The sequence below is a fragment of the Agrobacterium tumefaciens genome, assembly GCF_013318015.2.
GTDB lineage: Bacteria > Pseudomonadota > Alphaproteobacteria > Rhizobiales > Rhizobiaceae > Agrobacterium > Agrobacterium tumefaciens.
The window spans coordinates 854,660-875,384 of record NZ_CP115841.1; the positions used below are offsets into that span (position 1 = coordinate 854,660).

Consider the following 20,725-nt stretch of genomic DNA (forward strand, 5'->3'; position numbering starts at 1 on the left):
TCAAGTGATTGATATAAAAGAACTTTTATGCGTCTTTGTGTACGGCTTGGTTAGTTTGGGCGGCTTTGGGAAAAGGTAAAAATGCCCGCCGTCCGCACCATTTCCATCTCCAATTAAAAGATTTCTCTGCCGTTTTCCTGCGACATGCGGGCATTCCGGATGGATTCTGCGCCGGGATAGTCGATATCCGGGCAATCGATTGCATCATGATGCATGAGTCAGCCTAAAAAATGGGCTTGTTCACGCTCGCGGCATTTCTCCGTGAAAATCATCCAAAAGAGCCTATTGACCTTGCCACGATGGGAAGCCCTATCTTTTTTTTGTAAAGAGAAAAAGAGGTCATGCGCATGTCACAAATCCAGATACAGGCGAACCATTCGATAGCCATCGAGGGAATGACATGTGCCTCCTGCGTCGGTCGTGTCGAGAAGGCTATTGCCAAGGTGCCGGGGGTCGTCAAGGCTTCGGTCAATCTTGCGACGGAGCGCGCCGATATTGCTTTTTCAGGAGCGCCGAACGTTTCGGCCGTTGTCGATGCCGTGCGAAATGCAGGCTATAGCGTCGACGAGAAAACCATCGAACTCGATATCGAGGGCATGACTTGCGCGTCCTGTGTCGGCCGTGTCGAAAAGGCGCTGAAGGCCGTTTCCGGTGTCTCAGACGCGAGTGTCAATCTCGCAACGGAGCGCGCCACCGTCCGCGTCGCCGGCAATGCCGTCTCTGCCGCCAGGCTGGCCGAAGCAATCAGCCAAGCCGGTTACAAGGCAAACGAGATCGTCGCCGACAAGGCCAAGGGTGACGAGCCGGACCGGCGCGAAGCCGAATTGCGCGGTTTGAAAATCAGCCTGGCCACCGCTGTTGCCCTGACGCTGCCGGTCTTCATTCTGGAGATGGGCTCGCATCTGGTGCCCGCCATCCATGATTTCGTGATGGAAACCGTCGGCATGCGGGAAAGCTGGTATCTGCAATTCGCGCTGACCACGCTTGTCCTCTTCGGGCCGGGCCTGCGGTTCTTCAAAAAAGGCATCCCCGCACTTCTGCGGCTGGCGCCGGATATGAATTCGCTGGTGGTGCTGGGCACCGCCGCCGCCTGGGGGTTCTCGGTAGTCGCCACCTTCGTGCCCGAAATCCTGCCGAGAGGCACGGCCAATGTCTATTATGAGGCCGCAGCGGTGATCGTCACGCTTATCCTGCTCGGCCGTTTCCTCGAGGCGCGCGCCAAGGGCCGCACCAGCGAGGCGATAAAGCGGCTCGTCGGCCTGCAGGCCAAGTCCGCCCGTGTGATACGCAATGGTGAAACCATCGATGTGCCGCTGCAGGATGTTGCGACTGGCGATGTCATCGTCGTCCGTCCCGGCGAGAAAGTGCCAGTCGATGGTCTGGTGCTTGATGGTTCTTCCTATGTCGACGAATCGATGATTACAGGCGAGCCGGTGCCGGTGACCAAGACGGCTGGGTCCGAAGTCGTGGGCGGTACGGTCAACAGAAACGGCTCCTTCACGTTCCGCGCCACGAAGGTCGGCGCCGACACGCTGATCGCGCAGATCATCCGCATGGTCGAGGCAGCGCAGGCCGACAAACTGCCGATACAGGCGCTGGTGGACAAGGTGACCAACTGGTTCGTGCCTGCAGTCATGCTCGCTGCACTCGTCACCTTCATCGTCTGGTTCATTCTCGGACCGGACCCGGCCTTGACCTTTGCGCTGGTTAACGCCGTCGCTGTCCTCATCATCGCTTGCCCCTGCGCCATGGGCCTTGCCACCCCGACCTCGATCATGGTCGGAACCGGCCGTGCAGCCGAAATGGGCGTGCTGTTCCGGCGCGGCGATGCTCTCCAGACTTTGCGTGATGCCGATGTCATCGCCGTCGACAAGACCGGCACGCTGACGCTCGGTAAGCCGACACTGGTGCATTTCACCACGACCGAAGGCTTCGATCAGGATGAGGTGTTGCGCCTTGTCGCCTCGCTTGAGAGCCGTTCCGAACATCCCATAGCCGAAGCTATCGTCGAGGCGGCAAAACATGGTGGCCTGACGCTTGCCGACGCGGCCGGCTTTGAGGCGACCCCAGGTTTCGGCGTTGCGGCAACGGTTGACGGCCGCAAGGTCGAGGCGGGCGCCGACCGCTTCATGGTGAAGCTCGGTTACGACATTGCGAAGTTCGCCGACGATGCCGACCGGCTGGGCAGGGAAGGGCAGTCGCCGCTTTATGCCGCTGTCGATGGCCGGCTGGCCGCCATCATCGCTGTTGCCGATCCGATCAAGCCGACGACCCCGGAGGCGATAGCAGCGCTGCATGCGCTTGGTCTCAAGGTCACGATGATAACAGGCGATAACCGCCGCACGGCCGAAGCCATTGCCCGCCGTCTTGGTATCGACGAAGTGGTGGCGGAAGTACTGCCTGACGGCAAGGTCGAGGCCGTTAAAAGACTTGCGGCCGATGGCCGGCGGGTGGCCTTCGTCGGTGATGGCATCAACGATGCGCCGGCCCTTGCGGCGGCCGATGTAGGTCTCGCAATCGGCACGGGTACGGATGTCGCCATAGAAAGCGCCGATGTGGTGTTGATGTCTGGCGATTTGCGCGGTGTCGCGAATGCCATTGCGTTGTCCAAGGCGACGATCCGCAACATCCGCCAGAACCTGTTCTGGGCCTTTGCCTATAATGCCGCACTCGTTCCCGTGGCGGCCGGAATATTGTATCCTGCCAACGGTGTTCTGCTGTCGCCTGTTCTTGCTGCCGGAGCCATGGCGCTTTCCAGCGTGTTTGTCTTGACCAACGCGCTGCGTCTCAAAAGCTTCCGCCCGCCGCTGCTGGACAGATCGTCCGGCATGCAACTCGCAGCGGCAGAATAGGGGGCGGATGTGATGACGCCTGGAAACACAGTCTATTTGCCACGTATCGGACGTAGCATTGTGGCAGCGCAGGGCGAGACCGTCCTTCAGGCCGCCCTTGCCGCCGGAATTTCCTATCCGCACGGCTGTCGCATGGGCCGGTGCGGGGCGTGCAAATCGCGCCTCGTCTCAGGCGAGATCGACCTTCTCAAGCATACGCCCTTTTCGTTGACAGAAGAGGAAAAGGCGGAAGGGCTGACACTCGCCTGCCGCGCCGTGCCGTTGAGCGACGTAACGATTGGCTGGCTCGACGGTGAGGATGAGTTTGCCGATATTCCGGCCGGCCGCTTTGATGGCGTCATCGCGGAAGCGGTGGATGCGACGCATGATATCAAGCTCATTCGCATCAGGCTCGACGATCGCGAACTGTTTACCTTCAAGGCCGGCCAATATGTGCGCCTGTTTTATCCGGACTGTTCGCCGCGTGACTATTCCATTGCCAGCCGCATCGATGAGGACCTGATCGAATTCCATATCCGGCATGTCCCCGGCGGCGTCACGAGTGGCCATATTTTCGCGAACGCCAAGGCGGGTGACCCTGTCGTGCTGGTCGGTCCTTTCGGGTCTTCGTATCTGCGGGAAAAGCATTGCGGACCGATCCTCGGCATTGCCGGCGGTTCGGGGCTGGCGCCGGTGAAGGCGGTGGTAGAGGCAGCGGTCGCCACTGATCGGACCACGGGCCGGCAACGCCCGATCCATGTCTATTTCGGCGCCCGCGCCGAGCGTGACCTCTACATGGTCGACCGTTTCGAAGAACTTGCCGTAAGCTACGGCAATCTGAGCTTCGTTCCAGTTCTCTCGAATGAATACCATGCGCAGATGCGGCGCGGTTATGTCGGTTCCGCCGTGGCGGACGACTTCGACGATCTCGATGGCTGGAAAGCCTATCTGGCCGGACCGCCGGCGATGATCGAGGCAACGGTGCCGCAGCTCCTGGCAAGGGGCATCCGCACCGCCGACATTCATGCAGACGTGTTTTTCACCCCGGAAAGATAGGAGCAGGATCGATGAACATTGGTACAGCCGCCACCGCATCCGGTGTTTCCGCAAAGATGATCCGCCACTACGAGACGATCGGGCTGATCAAATCCGCAAACCGCACGGAATCCGGTTATCGGGTCTATACGACCAACGATCTGGAGACGCTGCGTTTCATCCGCCGCGGCCGCGACCTCGGTTTCTCGATCGAAAAGATCAGGCAGCTCATGACCCTGTGGCGCGATCCCGGCGGTGCATCCTGCGACGTCAAGCGCATCGTCATGGAACATGTCGTAGATCTCGAGGCCAAGATGCATGCTCTTCGGGAGATGGCCGACACGCTGCGAAATATCGCGACCTATTGCCCTGACAATGGTGAGCCGGATTGCCCGATCATTCAGGATCTTGCTCAATCTGAAGATCCCGATTTTACGCCGGTGGCGATCCTACCCAAGCGTTCCGGCATGCTGAAAGGCACGTCCGGTGTGGTGACGGATTTGCCGCGCCTCATGAAATAAACCGCATTTCCCCGGCGGGGACCGATCATCAATTGCAGTGCAATGGCCATTTTCGGCGAAGGAGAACAGGCAATGTGGATACAGATAATACAACGCTTCCTTATTCTGTGCCTTATGCTGATGATCGTCTCCGTCATCGCGTTTCTTTTGCCCTACATGGCCGGTGGCGATCCTGCTCGCACCATTCTGTTTTCGCGCATGCGCGATACGGCGCTCGATCCGCATGCAGTCGAGGCCCTTCGGTTAAGCCTCGGGCTCGACCGGCCGCTTTACGTCCAATATTTCGCATGGCTGTCGGGCGCGCTGCGCGGTGATCTGGGCTTTTCCTTCACCAGCAGCCAGCCCGTGGCGGGTGAGCTTTTGCGCTCTCTCGGCGTGTCCGTGACATTGGCACTGACGGCGCTGGCGATTGCGGTCGCCGTCGCCTTGCCGCTCGGCACGTTGGCGGCGATGCGTCCGGGTGGCCGGCTGGACAATTTCGCAACGCTGATGATCCAGACCTTCGTTGCCACGCCGGAATACTGGTTTGCGCCGATGTCGGCGCTCGTCTTTGCGCTTTATCTCGGCTGGTTGCCGTCTGCGGGCTGGGATAGCTGGCGCTCGATGGTGCTTCCCGCTTTGACGTTGACGCTGCGCCCACTGGCCTATTTCACGCAGGTGACGCGCGCCGCCATGGCTGAGGTTCTGCGCGCGCCTTACATCACGGCGGCCCGCAGCCGCGGTCTCGGCATGCATGGCACGGTCATGCGCCACGGCATTCGCAACGGTTCGCTTCCGATCGTCACCTTCTTTGCCCTATGGCTTGCGGGCCTGCTTGGCGGATCGGTGGTCGTGGAGGTGATATTTGCCATCCCCGGAATGGGCCGGCTTCTTTACGACGCCGTGGTCAATCGGGACATCCCCATGCTGCAGGGCGGTTTCATCTGCATCGTCGCCCTTTCCATCCTGATCAATACCCTGGCCGATGGCCTCTATGTCCTGATCAATCCAGCAATGCGAGGTCAACATGACCATTAGTCACTTCCCGAGCGCGCCGGTAGCCGCCATGCCAATGACCTTGCCCAAGCGCCCGTCGACACTTTTCCGGTTCACGGATTTCATCCGCCGGCGGCACTGGACGTTCTACGCGGGTTCGGCGATTTTTCTCGTCATCATCGTGCTGCTCGTCATCGCGCCGTGGATTTCGCCCTATAATCCCGCGCAGCAAAGCCTTCGCCTGCGGTTGAATGCGCCAAGCGCCGCCTACTGGCTGGGCACTGACCATCTCGGGCGTGATGTCTTGAGCCGGCTGCTTATCGGTGGACGCTTCACGGTCACGATTGCCGCCATCACCGTCATCCTGTCGGTCGCCATCGGAACATTTATCGGCATCATCAGCGGTCGCAGCCGCGGCGTTGTCGATGAAGTCCTGATGCGGGTGGTGGATCTGCTCATCGCCATCCCTGACGTGGTGATCGCCATTTTCCTCGTCGCCATCTTCGGCCCGGGATATGGCACATTGATCGCGTCGCTGACGATCGTCGGCTGGACACCTTTTGCGCGACTGGCACGCGGACTGACGCTTTCGATCAATTCCCGAGAATATATGCGCGCCGCCGAGGTGCTTGGATGCACACGCCGCTTCATTATTTTCCGGCATGTCATTCCCAACACGATCTGGCCGATCGCAGCAGTTGCCTTCCTGCGCTTCGGCCACAAGCTGATCACGGTGGGCGGACTGTCGTTTCTCGGCCTCGGCGTGCAGCCGCCGGCCGCAGACTGGGCGCTGATGTTGGCCGATGCGCAGGCCTATGCGGAACGTATGCCCATTCTCGTGATCGCACCAGGTCTGGCGATTTTCCTGTCGGCGTTGAGCGTGACATGGATCGGCCACGGCCTGAACATGGATACCAGGAAACCGAACGGCCATTGACGCCTGCGGTTAGAGCAATGACCGGCGCCCGCGCCGATCAAACATACACAGGGCACGATAGCCCCAAGGAGAGTATTATCGTCTGAAGCCGCTTGAAAATACGCCCATGCCTCCGATGCAATAATAATAAGGGGAACTCTTATGAATATCGAAGGACACACGCATGCCAATACGGCCATCGCCCCGGAGCGGACACCGCTTCTGGAAATCGAGGATTTGCACGTTTCGGTGCCGTCTGGAAATGGCCGCAAGTTTGTTATCTCCGGTCTGACGCTCTCCGTCGATGCCGGAGAGGTCGTTGCACTGGTCGGCGAATCCGGATCCGGCAAGAGCATGACGGCTCTGTCGCTGATGCGGCTGTTGCCGCACGGCGCGGAAATCAACTCCGGCCGCATTTCTTTTGCCGGGCGCGACATTCTCGCTCTCTCGCCCTCCGAGCTTGATGCGTTGCGCGGCGCCGATATCGGAATGCTTTTTCAGCAACCGCAGGCAATGCTCGATCCGACCAGCCGGGTGAGGACGCAGGTCGCCGAGCCACTGTGGGTCCACCGCAAGATGAGTCGGCATGCGGCACTGGGCCGGGTTGTCGGCATGCTCTCGGATGTTGGAATTCCCGATCCGTCGGCGCGGGCGCAATGCTTCGCACATGAACTCTCCGGCGGCATGGCGCAGCGCGTCATGATTGCTGCGGCACTCTCCGGCAATCCGCAACTGCTGATCGCCGATGAACCGACGACGGCACTCGATGTCACCGTCCAGGCACAAATATTGCGCCTGCTCGACGATGAGCGTCGGAAGCGGCGGCTCGCCACGCTGCTCATCACCCATGACCTCTCGGTCGTTGCCGCTTTCGCGGACCGGATTGCGGTGATGTATGCTGGTCGCATTGTCGAGGAAGGGCCGACGCAGGCAATCCTCAAGGCGCCGCAACATCCCTATACCAAGGCGCTCATCAGCTGCTCGCTTCTGACGACCGACAGCGAGGGGCAGCTGCTGACGATCCCCGGCTCCAGCTCGCAGGCCCATGACATGTCCTGCGGTTGCCGTTTCCATCCCCGCTGCGCGCTTGCCCAGTCGGCCGGCATGGGCGGCCGTTGCATGGCAACGGAGCCGGATCTGAATGCCTTGCCGGAAGGTCGCAAGGCGCGGTGCTGGGCGGTCGACGACGACCATGCCGGCAGCCATGCCAGTCACACAGTCTGCTGAAGGAGGGTTGCGATGCTATCGACAGTCAAAACACCGAACCGGCCTCAGGAGGATGGCAAGATCAAGCCCTATGTGGTCGCAAACAACCTGTGCAAATATTATCCGATATCGGGTTTCGGCAATCGCGTGGTCAAATCCGTCGACGATGTTTCGCTCACGATCGGCGAGGGTGAGGTTCTTGGTCTCGTTGGCGAATCCGGCTGCGGCAAAAGCACTGTCGCCGGGCTGATAACGCGGTTGACCAACGCGACGAAGGGCGAGGTCAGCATCGGAGACCACGATATTCTGCACATGCAGGGCGAGACGCTGCGGCGCATGCGCCGTGTCGTGCAACTGGTGTTCCAGGATCCCTATTCCGCGCTCGATCCGCGCATGCGCATAGGGCAAAGCATGGAAGCGCCGCTTGCCCAGAACGGCATCGGCACGCGCGAAGAACGCATCGCGCGCGTGTTCAAGATGCTGGAGGAGGTCGGCCTCGATGCCTCCTATTATGACCGTTATCCGAGCCAGTGCTCCGGCGGGCAGTTGCAACGCGTGGTCATAGGACGCGCGCTTCTTCTCAATCCAAGTTTCCTTGTGTGCGACGAACCGACATCGGCGCTCGACGCCTCCATGCGCACGCAGATCCTGAACCTGCTGATGGACATGAAGCGTCGTCATGGTTTGACGGTGCTGATGATTTCCCATGACCTGCGCGTGGTGCGTTATCTCTGCGACCGTATCGCGGTGATGTATCTCGGGCGGATCGTTGAAATCGCCGACCGGGATGAGCTTTTCCGGGCGCCTAAGCATCCCTATACGAAGGCTCTTATTGCCTCGTCGATGCTTGATGAAACCGGACTATATGCACCGGAAATGCTTCTGGATGGTGATCTGCCAAGCCCGCTCAATCCTCCAAGTGGCTGCAAGTTTCACACCCGCTGCAAATATGCGACGCAGATTTGCAGCGAACAGGAACCGCTTCTGGAAGATGTTGCCGGGGAGCATTTCGCTCGTTGCCATCACTGGCGCGAATGGGGCTGAGGAGCAGCGCAGTTACAGTCTTCTGGTTCTGTAAAAACAGATGATTTGTGCGTTTGTGAATTAATATCGGAATTAAATTCCGAGTATAAAAACATAAAATGAATGATATTCAAGCGGATGTTCGTGGATCGTCCGAGGGATATTCTTATGTCTTTCGAGATCTATCTTATTAATATCTTAAATCTCGTGAGACGACTGAATTTTGAGCGTTGTCATCAAAAATAAAAGGGGAATATTCAATGATAAAGCACGTACTTTTGGCGACAAGCGCCATTGTGTTTTCGTTTTCAGTTCAAACGGCCAAGGCCGATACGATTACCTATGACGATTATACCGGCGTCAAGACCGGCTGGCAGATGGCTTCCGACGATGCCTATCTCGGTTCGCGCGCAGGGTGTTTCGAAAGCATGGTCCGCGTCGGCTATGACACCGCACTGGAGCCGGGCTTGGCCGAATCCTGGACACAAACCTCACCGAAGGTTTGGGAGTTCAAGTTGCGCAAGGGCGTGAAGTTCCAGAACGGCGAGCCGCTTAATGCAAAAGCCGCGGTCAATGCGCTCACCAATCTTCTGAAAGCGCCCGTTCCGGCCCGGGCCTTTTCGCCTAAGCTGGTCGCTGCCGTCGAGGTTGGTGGCGACGATATCGTGAAGATCACGACCATCGAGCCATCGGTGCTGCTGCCGGCGCAAATGGCAAGCCCGGCGACTTCGATCCTCGCGCCATCCGCCTATAAGGACGGCAAGGTCGATCCGATCGGAACCTGCACCGGACCGTTCAAGATCACCAAGGTCGATGCCAGCCAATATATGGAACTGACGGCGAACCATGACTATTGGAACGGTATGCCGAAGCTCTCGGGCGGCCGTGTGAACTTTATTCCGGATGCCGATACCCGCGCCACCCAGATAAGAAGCGGTGAAGTGCAAATTTCGCGCGTGATTCCACCTTGGGCGGTAAAGACCATTGTAGCCACGAAGGGTGTCAAGGTTGCGCCAATTACCGTGCCCCGGATTACGGAAATGCTGCTCAATAATTCGAAGCCGCCGTTTAAGGACATCAAGGTTCGGCAGGCGATCCGGGCCGCCATCGACACCGCCGGTATTGCCGACAGCATCTATGAAGGCATGGTAAAGCCCGCAACGATGCCCTTCGCACCGGGAGAGCCGTGGGCGCCGCAAAACGTCACGCCCGCTTATGACATAGAGAAGGCAAAGGCTCTGCTGAAAGAGGCGGGCATTGCCCCCGGCAGCCTGAAGCTGACACTTCTGGCCTATACTGAAAGAACCGAACTCAAGGATGTTGCCGCCGTTATTCAGGCCCAATTGCAGGAAATCGGCATCAAGGTCGATGTTCGCGTTGCTGATTACACTGCGATCGAGCCCGATCTCCTGTCCGGCAATTTCGACATGGTCCTTCTGTCACGCGGTTATGCCACCGATGTTGCAGAACCGATCGGGTTCCTCAACGCCGACTATACCTGCGGAGGCGGCTACAACATCTCGCATTATTGCAGTGAGGAGACGGACAAGCTGATCAAATCTGCCTATATGGCGGCTGAGCCGGCAAAACGTTACGCCATCTATGCCGAGGCGGCGAAGCGGATTTACGACGAAGCCGTCACCGTCTACCTCGTCCATGAGACCGCTTTCGATGCCTATTCGGACAAGGTCGAAAACTTCAAGCCGCATCCGATCAACTACTTTATCATGACCAAGGATCTGGCAGTGAAATAGGCCAATGTGACATTGCTGACGAGATATGGCCCGGCTCGAAAGAGCCGGGTTTTGCCTGTTGACAGGCCATCGCCCACACTCAACGTCATCCTCGTCCTGAGGATCTTTCCACCTATCGTAAAATCAATAGGTATCAGATGCCCGGACAGGCCCGAGCATGATGAAGGACAGGTTTTCAGACCTTGTCAGCCGTTGAAAATATGAATTTCAGGAACCGGGAAAACCTCCACTGTCATCCCCGGTCGAAAGGGAGAGTCACTTGCCGCGGGAGGTATGGAGAAGGACGAACGTTGGTATCGTCCAGCGGCTGTCACGCAAGCTCGGCGTGAAGCGGGGGCAGGCAGGTCGATCCGGCGGCAGGGATGAAGGCCGCCGCCGGCATCTCGTCAAATCAGGCGCGCGCTTCCGGCGTATAGCCTGCAGCGGTGATGATTTCAGCAATACGTGCCGCGTCGGAGACGCCGCCAACCACAACCGTGCGGCTTGCCGGATCAGCATGAACGGCGGCGCCGGGAACGGTCTTTTCGATAGCGCCCTTGATCACACCGGCGCAGTGACCGCAGGTCATGTCTTCAACGTGGAAAGAAAGGTCGGCATCAACAGGTGCGGCAGCGGTTTCGGGGTGATGCTGGTGGGCGGTGCACATAGGCGGTTCTCCTTGGGTTGGAACTTGTAACAGCAGGAGCCTGGACTATTCCAACGTGGGAAGGTCAAGCGCTTTATTAAGGCAGCCAAAATAAGCGCACCGGCATTTTAGTTGCGCCAGAAAATCGGCATCAGCAGCACGAGAACGGTGAGGATTTCCAGACGTCCAAGCAACATCAGGACAGACAGGAGATAGAGCGCCGGATCGCTGATCGTGGAGAAATTGCCGACAGGCCCGATGATCGGGCCGATGCCGGGGCCGACATTGGCAAGTGCGGTCGCAACGCCCGAGGTCGCAGTCAGGAAATCGTAACCCATCAGGCTCATGGCGAGGCTGCCGGCGATCCAGAGCGCGATGAAACAGCTGACGAAAAGGAAGATCGTCCGGATCGTGTCGGGATCGACCACCTGCTGGCCGTAACGGACCGAATAAACCGCGTTCGGATAGATCAGCTTTTTGAGGCCTGCCCGAACGACATTGAACATGATCAGAAAACGATAGGCCTTGATACCACCCGCCGTCGAGCCGGAGCAGCCGCCCATGAAGGTTGCGAAAAATGCAACGACGACAACGAACGGACCCCACAGCGTGTAGTCGTCGCTCGCAAAGCCACCGGTCGAGAGGATTGATGTCATGTTGAAGAAGGAGTGGCTGAGCGCAGTATCCAGCGGTACGCCGTTTCTAAGGTGGTGATAAACGCCGACTGCGATGGAAATCGCGCAGAGATAGCCAAGGAAGACCGCTATCTGCGGGTCGCGCAGCGTCTCCAACCTGCGGCGCACCGCAAGCAGGATCATCACCGAGAAGGGCAGGCTGCCGAAGATCAGGAAGATGGTGGCAATCCAAAGCAGCGCCGTGTTGTTGAAATAGGCAAACGAGGCGTCGTGGGTGGAAAAACCGCCGGTCGCAACCGTCGACATGGCATGGTTGAGGGCATCGAAATGCGACATGCCAGCAAAATCGAAAGCCACCGTGCAGGCGATGGTCATGATGATGTAGATCGCCACGAAAGCGCGGGTGAAGCTTGCCAGCCGCGCGAAGGGCCGGTCATTGCCGGTGTCGGATGATTCCATGCGGAAGAAGGTCATGCCGCCAACGCGCAAGAGCGGCAGGATGAAGAGGCCAAGCGCGACAATACCGATGCCGCCGAGCCAACAGAGCAACGACCGCCACAGAAGAATGCCCTGCGGCGCATTATCGAGGCCGGATATGGCGGTCGATCCCGTCGTCGTGATGGCCGAGACCGATTCGAAAAGGGCCTGACCGGGCGTCAGGTCAAGCTCGGACAGATAGAGCGGAACCGCTCCGACAATGGAAAATACAAGCCAGAGCACGTTGACGAGCAGGAAGCCGAAGCGTTTGTTGAAGGACGCGATCGGTGCGCGCGTGGCCAGCGCACAGGCAAGCGCAAAGCCGCCGCACATGAAGCCTGAAAGCGCAAACACCGTCCAGTCGTCATTGCCGTAATAAAGGTCCGTCAGCGCGGGCAGGAACATGGCCGTCGCGAGATAGAGCCCGAAGATGGACGCCACATATATGACCGAGCGCAGAAGATTGCTGTTCAAGAAATGAAACCCAGGGTTCGTGGCAGCGTGAAATGAGTCTTTGTCTCTGACGCCTTCCTATGGCATAGCGGGTGCCATTATGAATTTCAATGGATTGACAATCGTGGACAAGCAGCTTGTGGAGGCAGCGCGGCGGGAAGTGCGGGAGATATTCCCGGAAACGCCGTTGCAGTTGAATGAACATCTCAGCCGTCGGTATGGCGCGTCGATTTGGCTGAAGCGTGAGGATCTGTCTCCGGTTCGTTCCTACAAGATTAGAGGCGCATTCAACTTTCTCCGCAAGGCTGTTGCGAAGGCTGGCAAGGACAAGGTTTTCGTCTGTGCTTCGGCCGGCAACCATGCGCAGGGCTTTGCTTTCGCCTGCCGCCATTTCGGCGTTCACGGTGTTGTTTTCATGCCGGTGACCACGCCGCAGCAGAAGATCGACAAGACCCGTATCTTCGGTGGTGAATTCATCAGCATCCGTCTGGTGGGCGATATTTTCGACCAATGTTACGCCGCCGCGCGCAAATACGTCGAAGACAATGACGCCTACATGGTGCCGCCCTTCGACCATCAGGATATCATCGAAGGCCAGGCGACGGTTGCTGCCGAAATCATGGACCAGCTTCCCGAAGGCACCAAACCGGATATGGTTGTCATGCCGGTTGGCGGCGGCGGGCTTTCGGCAGGCCTTACCGGCTTTCTGGCGGGCACCGTTGAAAAGGGCAACTTCGTGTTCTGCGAGCCGGAAGGCGCGCCGAGCCTGAAAAGGAGCCTCGAGCGCGGCGAAGCGGTAACGCTCCCCAAGGTCGACAATTTCGTCGACGGCGCCGCTGTTGCCCGCATCGGCGATCTCAACTTTCAGGCGCTGAAGGATTTTCCGGCCGAGCAGGTTTTGCTCATCCCCGAAAACGCCATCTGCGTGACCATCATCGAGATGCTGAACCTCGAAGGCGTGGTGCTGGAGCCAGCGGGTGCGCTGTCCATTGCCGCGCTGGAGAAGCTCGGCCGCGAGAAACTGGAAGGCAAGACGGTTATCGTCGTCGTCTCCGGCGGCAATTTCGATTTCGAGCGCCTGCCTGATGTCAAGGAACGCGCCATGCGTTACACCGGCGTGAAGAAATACTTCATTCTGCGCCTGCCGCAGCGCCCCGGCGCGCTGCGCGATTTCCTCAATCTGCTTGGCCCGGACGACGATATCGCCCGTTTCGAGTATCTGAAGAAATCGGCCCGCAATTTCGGTTCGATCCTGATCGGCATCGAAACCAACGCGCAGGAAAACTTCGCAGGGCTTCTGGAGCGCTTCGAGGCTGCGGGCCTCGGCTATGAGGATATTACCGAAAACGAGATCCTGTCGAACCTGATCATCTGATCGGGATAAGAGCGACGGGAAGGGCGGAGCATATCCGCCCTTCGAAATGCGAGACAGATTAAGGGAGTGAAAGCCATGGCATCGTTTTTTTCCAAAATCCTTTCGGCCTTCGGCTCCGGCCAGTCCGCGGATGCGCCGCAGAAGGCAGCGCAGTCGGAACCGCATGTGCATGGAGACTATCTGATCTATGCGACGCCGCTGAAGGAAGGCGGCCAGGTCCGTTTGGCGGGCCGCATCGAGAAAAAGGACGGCGAGGAAACGTTCGTGCATGAATTCGTGCGCGCCGATGTCTTCACCAGCATGGACGATGCGGTTGAGTTCACCATCCGCAAGGCAAAGCTGATCATCGACCAGAACGGTGCATCGCTCTTCCCAGGAAAATGATGGCGGTTTCTTCTGCTGGACATTAAGATTCCGTTGGTTGCTTCGGCCTATCGTCTTCAGAGGGCATGAAGTCGCGCCGATGAACCGGCGCGATGTGGATCGATAGGGCGTATGCCGATGCAATGGGCAAATTTGGCCCTCTTCGTGGCGGAAGCCATCGTCTATTTTTCGGTAATGACGGCATTCCTTCATTACCGGCATATTCTCGGCATCGGTGTTTTTCTCACCGCGCTGGGCGTCATGCATTTCCTGGAAACCTACCTGGCGGCGGTCTTTTACGTCGAGCTGCCATTTGGCGTGGTATCACCCGGCTCCTCGATCCTTTTTGCCGGCAAACTGATGATGATCCTCATGCTCTATATGCGCGAGGATGCGGCAGTCGTCCGCCAGCCGATCTACGGCCTGTTTCTCGGCAATATACTCACCATCATCATGGTGCAGATCATCCGCTTCCATCCGACGGTGGCAATTGTCCCCGGACAGTCGGTAGATACCGGATTTCTGGATGAGATGGGCGTGCTGATGGTCTGGGGAACCAGCCTGCTTTATATCGACGCCATCGCCATCATCCTGTTTTACGAAAAGCTGGGACGCTATTTGCAGCGCCATATTGTCCTGCGCTTCGCAATCTGTGGCGTGGTGATTTTGAGCCTGGATCAGGCAGGCTTTTACGCGGCGTTGCGATATATGCTGAACGCGCCGGTCGATGTCTTTTACGATGGCTGGAAAGCGAAGATGGTGGCCGTTGCCATCTATGCTCTGCTCTTTGCCATTTATCTGAAGCTGACGGCGGCGAAAGGCCGCTTCCTGACGCGCCGCAGCGTTGCCGATGTCTTCAACGACCTCACCTTCAGGGAACGCTACGAGGAGCTTCTGTCCCGGTCTGGCCGCGACATGCTGACCGGTGTGCCTGACCGCGCCCGCATGGAACTCGATGCGCCGTCCGTCGTCGTGGAATGTCTGGAAAAGAAACGTCCCGTCAGCGTGCTGATCGTCGATATCGATCACTTCAAGACCGTCAACGACACCTTTGGGCACTTGCAGGGCGATGAGATGTTGCGGGAATTCGCCGCCGTTCTGAAACGCATCGTGCAACCGCACGGCCATCTCTACCGGTTCGGCGGCGAGGAGTTCGTGGCCCTGTTGCCGACGATGACCCATGAGGGGGCACTTGCCTTTTCAGCAGGTCTGCGGACGGCGATATTGAAGGATCTGCAACGGCCGGACGGTTCGCCGCTGACTGTCAGCATCGGCGTCGCCACGGCTTTCGAGGACGGGCAGCTTTTCCGCGCGCTGCTATCGGAAGCCGATGCGCGGCTCTATGCGGCAAAAAATAACGGCCGCGATCAGGTGCACGGCCGTTACGGAATGTGGGTCGGCTGATACCGGCAATCGAGCCGGCATCACCACGTGTCAAATGGCGCCTCAGGCGGCCTGCGCGAGTTCGGCAACCTTTGCTTCGGCTGCCGCAACGGCCTTTTCAACGGCTTCCGGTCCAAATGCCAGACCTTCGACATAGATCACTTCAACATCCGTCATGCCCATGAAGCCAAGAACGGTCTTGAGGTAGGGAACGGCGTGGTTCATCGACACAGCCGGGCCTTCGGAATAAACGCCGGCGGCGGCCAGCACGATGTAGACCTTCTTGCCGGTGGCAAGACCAACCGGGCCGGTTTCGGTGTACTTGAAGGTCTGACCAGCGCGGGCGACGTTGTCGATCCACGACTTCAGGCCGGAATAGATATTGAAGTTGATGAGGCCGGTGCCGATGACGACAGTGTCGGCGGCCATAAGCTCTGCAACCAGCTTGTCGGAATAATCGGCTGCAACCGCTTCTTCAGCCGTGCGCTGGTCTGGAGCCTTGCGGATCGCAGCGGTCTTGACGGTGTCGAGATGCGGAATGGGGTCGGCAGCAAGATCGCGGTGGACAAGGGTGTTGGAAGCCGACTTGGCCTTCAGCTTGTTTGCGAGTTCGCCGGAAAACTTGTTGGAAACCGATTCGTCGCCACGCGGGCTGGAGGTGATGAGCAGAATGTTGGACATGGTCTTTCCTTGCATAAGCGATGAATTGACGGGCGCCTTGGGAGGGCGGGAGAGCACGATGCCCTTCCTTTGCCCCCTATATGACCAATTGATGCCATCAAGAAAACTGTGATAATGTGGAAGCGACCTATCGATGAAATGGATGGAACATGGACGCGAACCCGACGCTCGACCAATTGCAGGTGTTTTTGACGGTTGCCGAAACCGGAAGTTTCTCTGCCGCGTCACGGGCGCTCAATCGCGCCCAGTCTGTTGTCAGCTACACCATCGCCAATCTCGAGGCGCAGCTTGAAGTCAGCCTGTTCGAGCGCAATGGCGTACGCCAGCCTCGATTGACGGACGAGGGTCGCGCCATGCTGGAAGATGCAAGGCGCATCGTGGCCGGTCTGCAGGAAATGCGTGCGCGTGCCAAGGGTTTGAAGCAGGGACTGGAGGCCGAGCTTTCTGTCGCCATCAGCACCATGGTGCCGGCGGAAGCTGTCGTTGCGGTGCTTCGCGATTTTCGCAAGGAATTCCCCACCGTTACCCTCAGCCTCAATGTGGGGGAGTTGGGCATGGTTATGGATATGGTGCTCTCCCGCAAGGCTGGCATTGGCATCGGCGGGGCGCTGTTGCGCCAGGATGACGAACTCGTCGTCGAAAAGGTCGGCCATTCCTTCATGCTGCCGGTCGTCGCCGCCGATCATCCACTGGCACAGATTGAGAGGCCGCTGGTTCTGGGCGATGTCCGCGAGGAGGTCCAGCTCGTCGTCACCGATGCGTCGGGGCTGACCAAGGGGCGCGATTTCAACGTGCTGTCCTACAAGACATGGCGGGTCAGCGACATTGCCACGAAATACCAGCTCATCAAGGGCGGTCTCGGCTGGGGCGGTCTGCCCGCATCGATCGTGCGCAACGACCTGACCAATGGCAGCCTGAAGGCACTTGATCTCGAAGCTTATGAGCAGGGCGAATATCCAATCTTTGCGCTGCGCCGGGTGGATTCACCCGCCGGTCCTGCTGGCCAGTGGCTTGCCACGGCCTTTCAGCAGCGTCTGTCGGCATGCCCTAACCAGAAGGATTTCAACAGGATAATTGCCGGAGGCAAACAGCGGACTATTTCTGTCGCCGCCGAGTGACATGGGTTGACTGAGTGACCAATTGACGAAGGTGAATGGCCTGCCTTATACAGGAAACACGGTCAGCAGTTCACCGAGGCATCGCCGTCCCGCAAGGGAAGCTAAACCTGCATTTTGAAAGATTGACAGCACTTATCCCGTGCCTAGTCGGAAGCCGGCGATCAGCGACACCTCTTCGGAATGGCACTTGAGGGTAAGTCATGCCACGTTCGATCTTTTCCATCGATATCGCCGACCTCTCCACCTTTGCCAAATCGCTACGCGAACAAATCGGCAGGCTGGACCGCCAGCCAAGCCATGTGGAGATGCTCAATCTTCTGAGCCGGGCTGCCGGGTTTCGCAACTTTCAGCATCTGCGCGCCGCGCGCACGCCACCCGTAGCAAGTGGCTTGCCGCCACCGCAGACACGACCGGAGACAATGCCTGCCAATGAGGGCAGGGTGCTGAAGACCGCGCGGACTGTCGATGCTGCCGGTAGATTGGTGCAATGGCCGGCCCGCCGCTCCCAGCAGGAACTGTGCCTCTGGTATCTGTGGGCAAGAATACCAGCCGGTCGCAGTTTCTCAGAGCGCGAATTCAGCAGCTTTCTCGATGGTCTGCACCTGTTTGGAGATGCCGCGATGCTGCGGCGTGACATGGCGGGTCTCCGGCTCATCCGCCGTAACCGCGATGGCAGCGACTATCAACGCATCGAGCAGAAGCCACCGCCGGAACTGCCACTGTTGTTGCGTATCGTCAGTGACCGCAATTGAGTAAATGCCCTCCCGGCCGATGAAACGCCGGGAGGGCTGCAAGCTCTAGAGAACGAGGCGGAACTTTGCGAAACCTTCGGCGCCGTCGCCGGCATCCTCGATTTTTGCGCCCTTGATGTCAGCCGCGTAATTACGACCCTTCGGACCAGTCTCGAAGATGGCGGTCGTATTGGCAACTGGGGCGAAGGACCAGTTGGCATCCGCCGACGGGTTAATGGTGCCCTGATCGATGATATAGCGCACGATCACGTCGCGGTTGGTGTCGGGCGCCACGAAGATCACCTTGTCGGCGGCGATATCGGGGAATTTTCCGCCGCCGCTTGCACGGTAATTGTTGGTCGCCACCACGAATTTCTGCTCGGGGTCGATCGGCTTGCCATCGAATTGCAGATTGACGATGCGGTTGCTGTCGGGATTGACGGCCTTGCCGTCCTTGTCGAACTTTGCCGGTTTGGAAATGTCGATCTGGTAGGTGACACCGTCGATGACGTCGAAATTATAGGACGGAAAATCCGCGTTTAGGAGCGGCGCATCCTTTGCGCCGGCCTCGACCGTGTTGAACATGCCGGCGGACATTTCCAGCCAGTTCTTCACCTGCGCACCGTTGATCAGCACCGCCTGCACCGTGTTGGGGTAGAGGTAGAGATCGGCGACGTTCTTGATGGCGATGTCACCGGCAGGGACATCGGTGTAATAATCCGCACCACCGCGACCGCCAGACTTGAAGGGCGCTGCTGCCGAAAGCACGGGCAGATCCTTATATTGCCCTTCCTTCAGCATGTCCTTGATGTACCACGTCTGGGCATTGGAGACGATCTGCACGGACGGGTCGTCGGCCACCAGCGCGAAGTAGGAATAGAGTGGCGCCGACGTCTTGCCGACCGGGCGACGCACATAGGCGAGCGCCGCTTCGTGATCTGCCTTGGCGGCGGATATGACCTCCGGTTTGTCCGTGACATCTGCAACGACCTTGCGATTGTCGTCGCGGTGGTAGATCGGCCGGGCCTCCGAGGTGAAATCGACGATCTTCCAGCTTTTGCCGTCCTTTTCGAGCAGAAGGTCAATGAGGCCCATATGCGAGCCCCAGAAACCGGCCATCACGGCCGGCTTGCCCATCAGCGTACCCTTGACCGCATCCGCACCCTCGATGCCGTCCCATGTCTTCGGACCGGGGAAGACCAGATGCTGGTGACCGGTGAAGATGGCGTCAATGCCTTCCACGCCCGCCAGATAAAGCGAGGCGTTTTCCATGCGATCGGTCTGGCCCTTGCCATCGATGCCGGAATGGGAAAGCGCGATGACGATATCGGCACCTTCTTCCTTCATGACCGGAACCCAGGCTTTAGCCGCCTCGACGATATCGCGCGTCTGGGCCTTGCCCTCCAGATTCTTGGAATCCCACATCATGATCTGCGGCGGCACGAAACCGATGATGCCGACCTTGACCGGGCTGGTTACGCCTGCACCATCGCGGATCTGTTTCTCGAGGATGACGTAAGGCTTGAAGAACAGCTCATCCTGCTTGGGATCGGAAGCCAGCTGACCCTTGGTGAGGTTGGCGCAGACATAAGGGAAACCGGCGCCCGCCAGCGTATTGGACATATAGTCGAGGCCGTAATTGAATTCGTGGTTGCCAAGCGTGCCACAATCATAGCCAAGGACATTCATGGCGTTGATGACGGGATGCTTGTCGCCGGCCTTCATGCCGCGCTCATAGGCGATGTAGTCGCCGAGCGGATTGCCCTGCAGGAAGTCGCCATTGTCCACCAGCATCGAGTTTCCGGCCTCGGCACGGATGGCGCCGATGATCGAAGCGGTGCGCGCCAGACCCATCGTGTCGTTCGGTTTGTCGGCGTAATAATCATAGGGAAAGACGTGAACGTGGATGTCAGTCGTTTCCATGATGCGCAGATGCGCCTGGTTGGCTGCGGCGCGTGCGGCGAAGGGATGCAACAGCACCAGAGCCGAAGAGGCGGCGATGCCACCCAGAAGCGAACGGCGAGTGATGGGGTGGAGAGCGAGAAGCGACGACATGGGAACTCCTTCGTATGAAGCTTGCTCTGTCAGGAAAACGACAAGGTAGAAGCAATCCCCGAGGAGTCCATCATCAAAATGACAAGCCCGTGACGGACGGGCCAGTTTTCAACCGTTTGATAAATTTTTTGCCACAAGGTGGCCGCGCGCGCATGGCCCGCTTCGGGAATGCGCTATGTCCGATCTGCGCATTCCCCTTGTCGGAAACGTCTGCTTAGCGGGCGAGAGTCGGTTTTACTTCTTCGTGGAAGAAGCGGAAATAAGACGATAGTTGTGCCAGCGTGTTGGTGGAAAGTTTGAGTTGCAGGCCGAGCCGGTTCATGTGCTGCCATTGCACGACACCCTCGATGAAACCCAGATCTTCACTCTGCACCTTCACCCGGCTTCCCTTGGCGGCAGCGAAAGGTCCGTCCAGTTCGAGCGCCATGCCGGTGGCGGACAGGTCCACCACGCGGCCTCGGGTCGACTGGCTGAAATAGTGCACGGTCGCGTAGATCCGGGTCTTGCTACGGGTCGCAGTGCGGGTCGCCATATTGAGGTTGTTTGTCATTTCGCTACTCAAATCAAT

Annotated in this window: 18 protein-coding genes; 13 read left to right on the forward strand and 5 right to left on the reverse strand. The window is 58.6% G+C overall.

The window, feature by feature from the left end; all coding sequences use genetic code 11:
* The first annotated feature begins 347 nt into the window (after positions 1-347).
* From G6L97_RS04305 to G6L97_RS04340, 8 genes are all read left to right on the forward strand, one after another.
* Complete coding sequence (locus G6L97_RS04305) at positions 348-2,852, forward strand: heavy metal translocating P-type ATPase (protein ID WP_162686651.1); 2,505 nt, start codon at positions 348-350, stop codon at positions 2,850-2,852.
* Between the two features lie 12 nt (positions 2,853-2,864).
* Entirely contained in the window at positions 2,865-3,887 is a 1,023-nt protein-coding gene (locus tag G6L97_RS04310; protein ID WP_065658048.1) for a 2Fe-2S iron-sulfur cluster-binding protein, read from the forward strand.
* 11 nt (positions 3,888-3,898) lie between these two features.
* Positions 3,899-4,387 (forward strand): Cu(I)-responsive transcriptional regulator, encoded by a 489-nt coding sequence (cueR, locus tag G6L97_RS04315; RefSeq protein ID WP_013635893.1) that lies wholly within the window; start codon positions 3,899-3,901, stop codon positions 4,385-4,387.
* A 72-nt stretch (positions 4,388-4,459) separates the two neighbouring features.
* Positions 4,460-5,404, forward strand: coding sequence for an ABC transporter permease (locus G6L97_RS04320; RefSeq protein WP_111783322.1), 945 nt, complete (start codon positions 4,460-4,462; stop codon positions 5,402-5,404).
* On the forward strand, positions 5,394-6,299 hold the full coding sequence (locus tag G6L97_RS04325) for an ABC transporter permease (protein ID WP_013635895.1): 906 nt from the start codon (positions 5,394-5,396) through the stop codon (positions 6,297-6,299). Before G6L97_RS04320 ends, G6L97_RS04325 begins: the two co-directional genes overlap by 11 nt.
* A 141-nt stretch (positions 6,300-6,440) precedes the next feature.
* The gene (locus tag G6L97_RS04330) at positions 6,441-7,505 is read left to right on the forward strand and encodes an ABC transporter ATP-binding protein (RefSeq protein ID WP_065661117.1); all 1,065 of its coding nucleotides are present in this window, start codon (positions 6,441-6,443) and stop codon (positions 7,503-7,505) included.
* A 12-nt stretch (positions 7,506-7,517) separates the two neighbouring features.
* Complete coding sequence (locus G6L97_RS04335) at positions 7,518-8,528, forward strand: ABC transporter ATP-binding protein (protein ID WP_174002769.1); 1,011 nt, start codon at positions 7,518-7,520, stop codon at positions 8,526-8,528.
* A 239-nt stretch (positions 8,529-8,767) separates the two neighbouring features.
* The gene (locus tag G6L97_RS04340) at positions 8,768-10,261 is read left to right on the forward strand and encodes an ABC transporter substrate-binding protein (RefSeq protein WP_013635898.1); all 1,494 of its coding nucleotides are present in this window, start codon (positions 8,768-8,770) and stop codon (positions 10,259-10,261) included.
* A gap of 391 nt (positions 10,262-10,652) precedes the next feature.
* Here G6L97_RS04340 and G6L97_RS04345 read toward each other — a convergent pair whose 3' ends face one another.
* A complete protein-coding gene (locus G6L97_RS04345) occupies positions 10,653-10,907 on the reverse strand; it encodes a heavy-metal-associated domain-containing protein (RefSeq protein WP_003496638.1) in 255 nt (84 codons plus the stop codon).
* A 107-nt stretch (positions 10,908-11,014) separates the two neighbouring features.
* The gene (locus G6L97_RS04350) at positions 11,015-12,472 is read right to left on the reverse strand and encodes a TrkH family potassium uptake protein (protein ID WP_003512541.1); all 1,458 of its coding nucleotides are present in this window, start codon (positions 12,470-12,472) and stop codon (positions 11,015-11,017) included.
* 79 nt (positions 12,473-12,551) lie between these two features.
* On the opposite strand from G6L97_RS04350, the gene ilvA reads away from it, so the two are divergent.
* From ilvA to G6L97_RS04365, 3 genes are all read left to right on the forward strand, one after another.
* A complete protein-coding gene (ilvA, locus tag G6L97_RS04355; protein WP_029658759.1) occupies positions 12,552-13,826 on the forward strand; it encodes a threonine ammonia-lyase in 1,275 nt (424 codons plus the stop codon).
* Positions 13,827-13,901: 75 nt separating this feature from the next.
* Positions 13,902-14,210 (forward strand): HlyU family transcriptional regulator, encoded by a 309-nt coding sequence (locus tag G6L97_RS04360; RefSeq protein WP_174002771.1) that lies wholly within the window; start codon positions 13,902-13,904, stop codon positions 14,208-14,210.
* Positions 14,211-14,327: 117 nt separating this feature from the next.
* Complete coding sequence (locus tag G6L97_RS04365; RefSeq protein WP_111783321.1) at positions 14,328-15,593, forward strand: GGDEF domain-containing protein; 1,266 nt, start codon at positions 14,328-14,330, stop codon at positions 15,591-15,593.
* Positions 15,594-15,635: 42 nt separating this feature from the next.
* Here the strand turns inward: G6L97_RS04365 and G6L97_RS04370 are convergent, their stop codons facing one another.
* Positions 15,636-16,253, reverse strand: coding sequence for an FMN-dependent NADH-azoreductase (locus G6L97_RS04370; RefSeq protein ID WP_003512545.1), 618 nt, complete (start codon positions 16,251-16,253; stop codon positions 15,636-15,638).
* A 149-nt stretch (positions 16,254-16,402) separates the two neighbouring features.
* Between G6L97_RS04370 and G6L97_RS04375 the strand changes: the two genes are divergently transcribed.
* Positions 16,403-17,371 (forward strand): LysR family transcriptional regulator, encoded by a 969-nt coding sequence (locus G6L97_RS04375; RefSeq protein ID WP_013635904.1) that lies wholly within the window; start codon positions 16,403-16,405, stop codon positions 17,369-17,371.
* 200 nt (positions 17,372-17,571) lie between these two features.
* On the forward strand, positions 17,572-18,123 hold the full coding sequence (locus tag G6L97_RS04380) for a DUF2087 domain-containing protein (RefSeq protein ID WP_111783152.1): 552 nt from the start codon (positions 17,572-17,574) through the stop codon (positions 18,121-18,123).
* 45 nt (positions 18,124-18,168) lie between these two features.
* On the opposite strand, the gene G6L97_RS04385 is transcribed toward G6L97_RS04380, so the two are convergent.
* Together G6L97_RS04385 and G6L97_RS04390 are read right to left on the reverse strand one after the other, a co-directional pair.
* Positions 18,169-20,157 (reverse strand): bifunctional 2',3'-cyclic-nucleotide 2'-phosphodiesterase/3'-nucleotidase, encoded by a 1,989-nt coding sequence (locus G6L97_RS04385; RefSeq protein WP_111783151.1) that lies wholly within the window; start codon positions 20,155-20,157, stop codon positions 18,169-18,171.
* Positions 20,158-20,371: 214 nt separating this feature from the next.
* The gene (locus tag G6L97_RS04390; protein ID WP_003512551.1) at positions 20,372-20,707 is read right to left on the reverse strand and encodes a PilZ domain-containing protein; all 336 of its coding nucleotides are present in this window, start codon (positions 20,705-20,707) and stop codon (positions 20,372-20,374) included.
* Positions 20,708-20,725 lie beyond the last annotated feature (18 nt).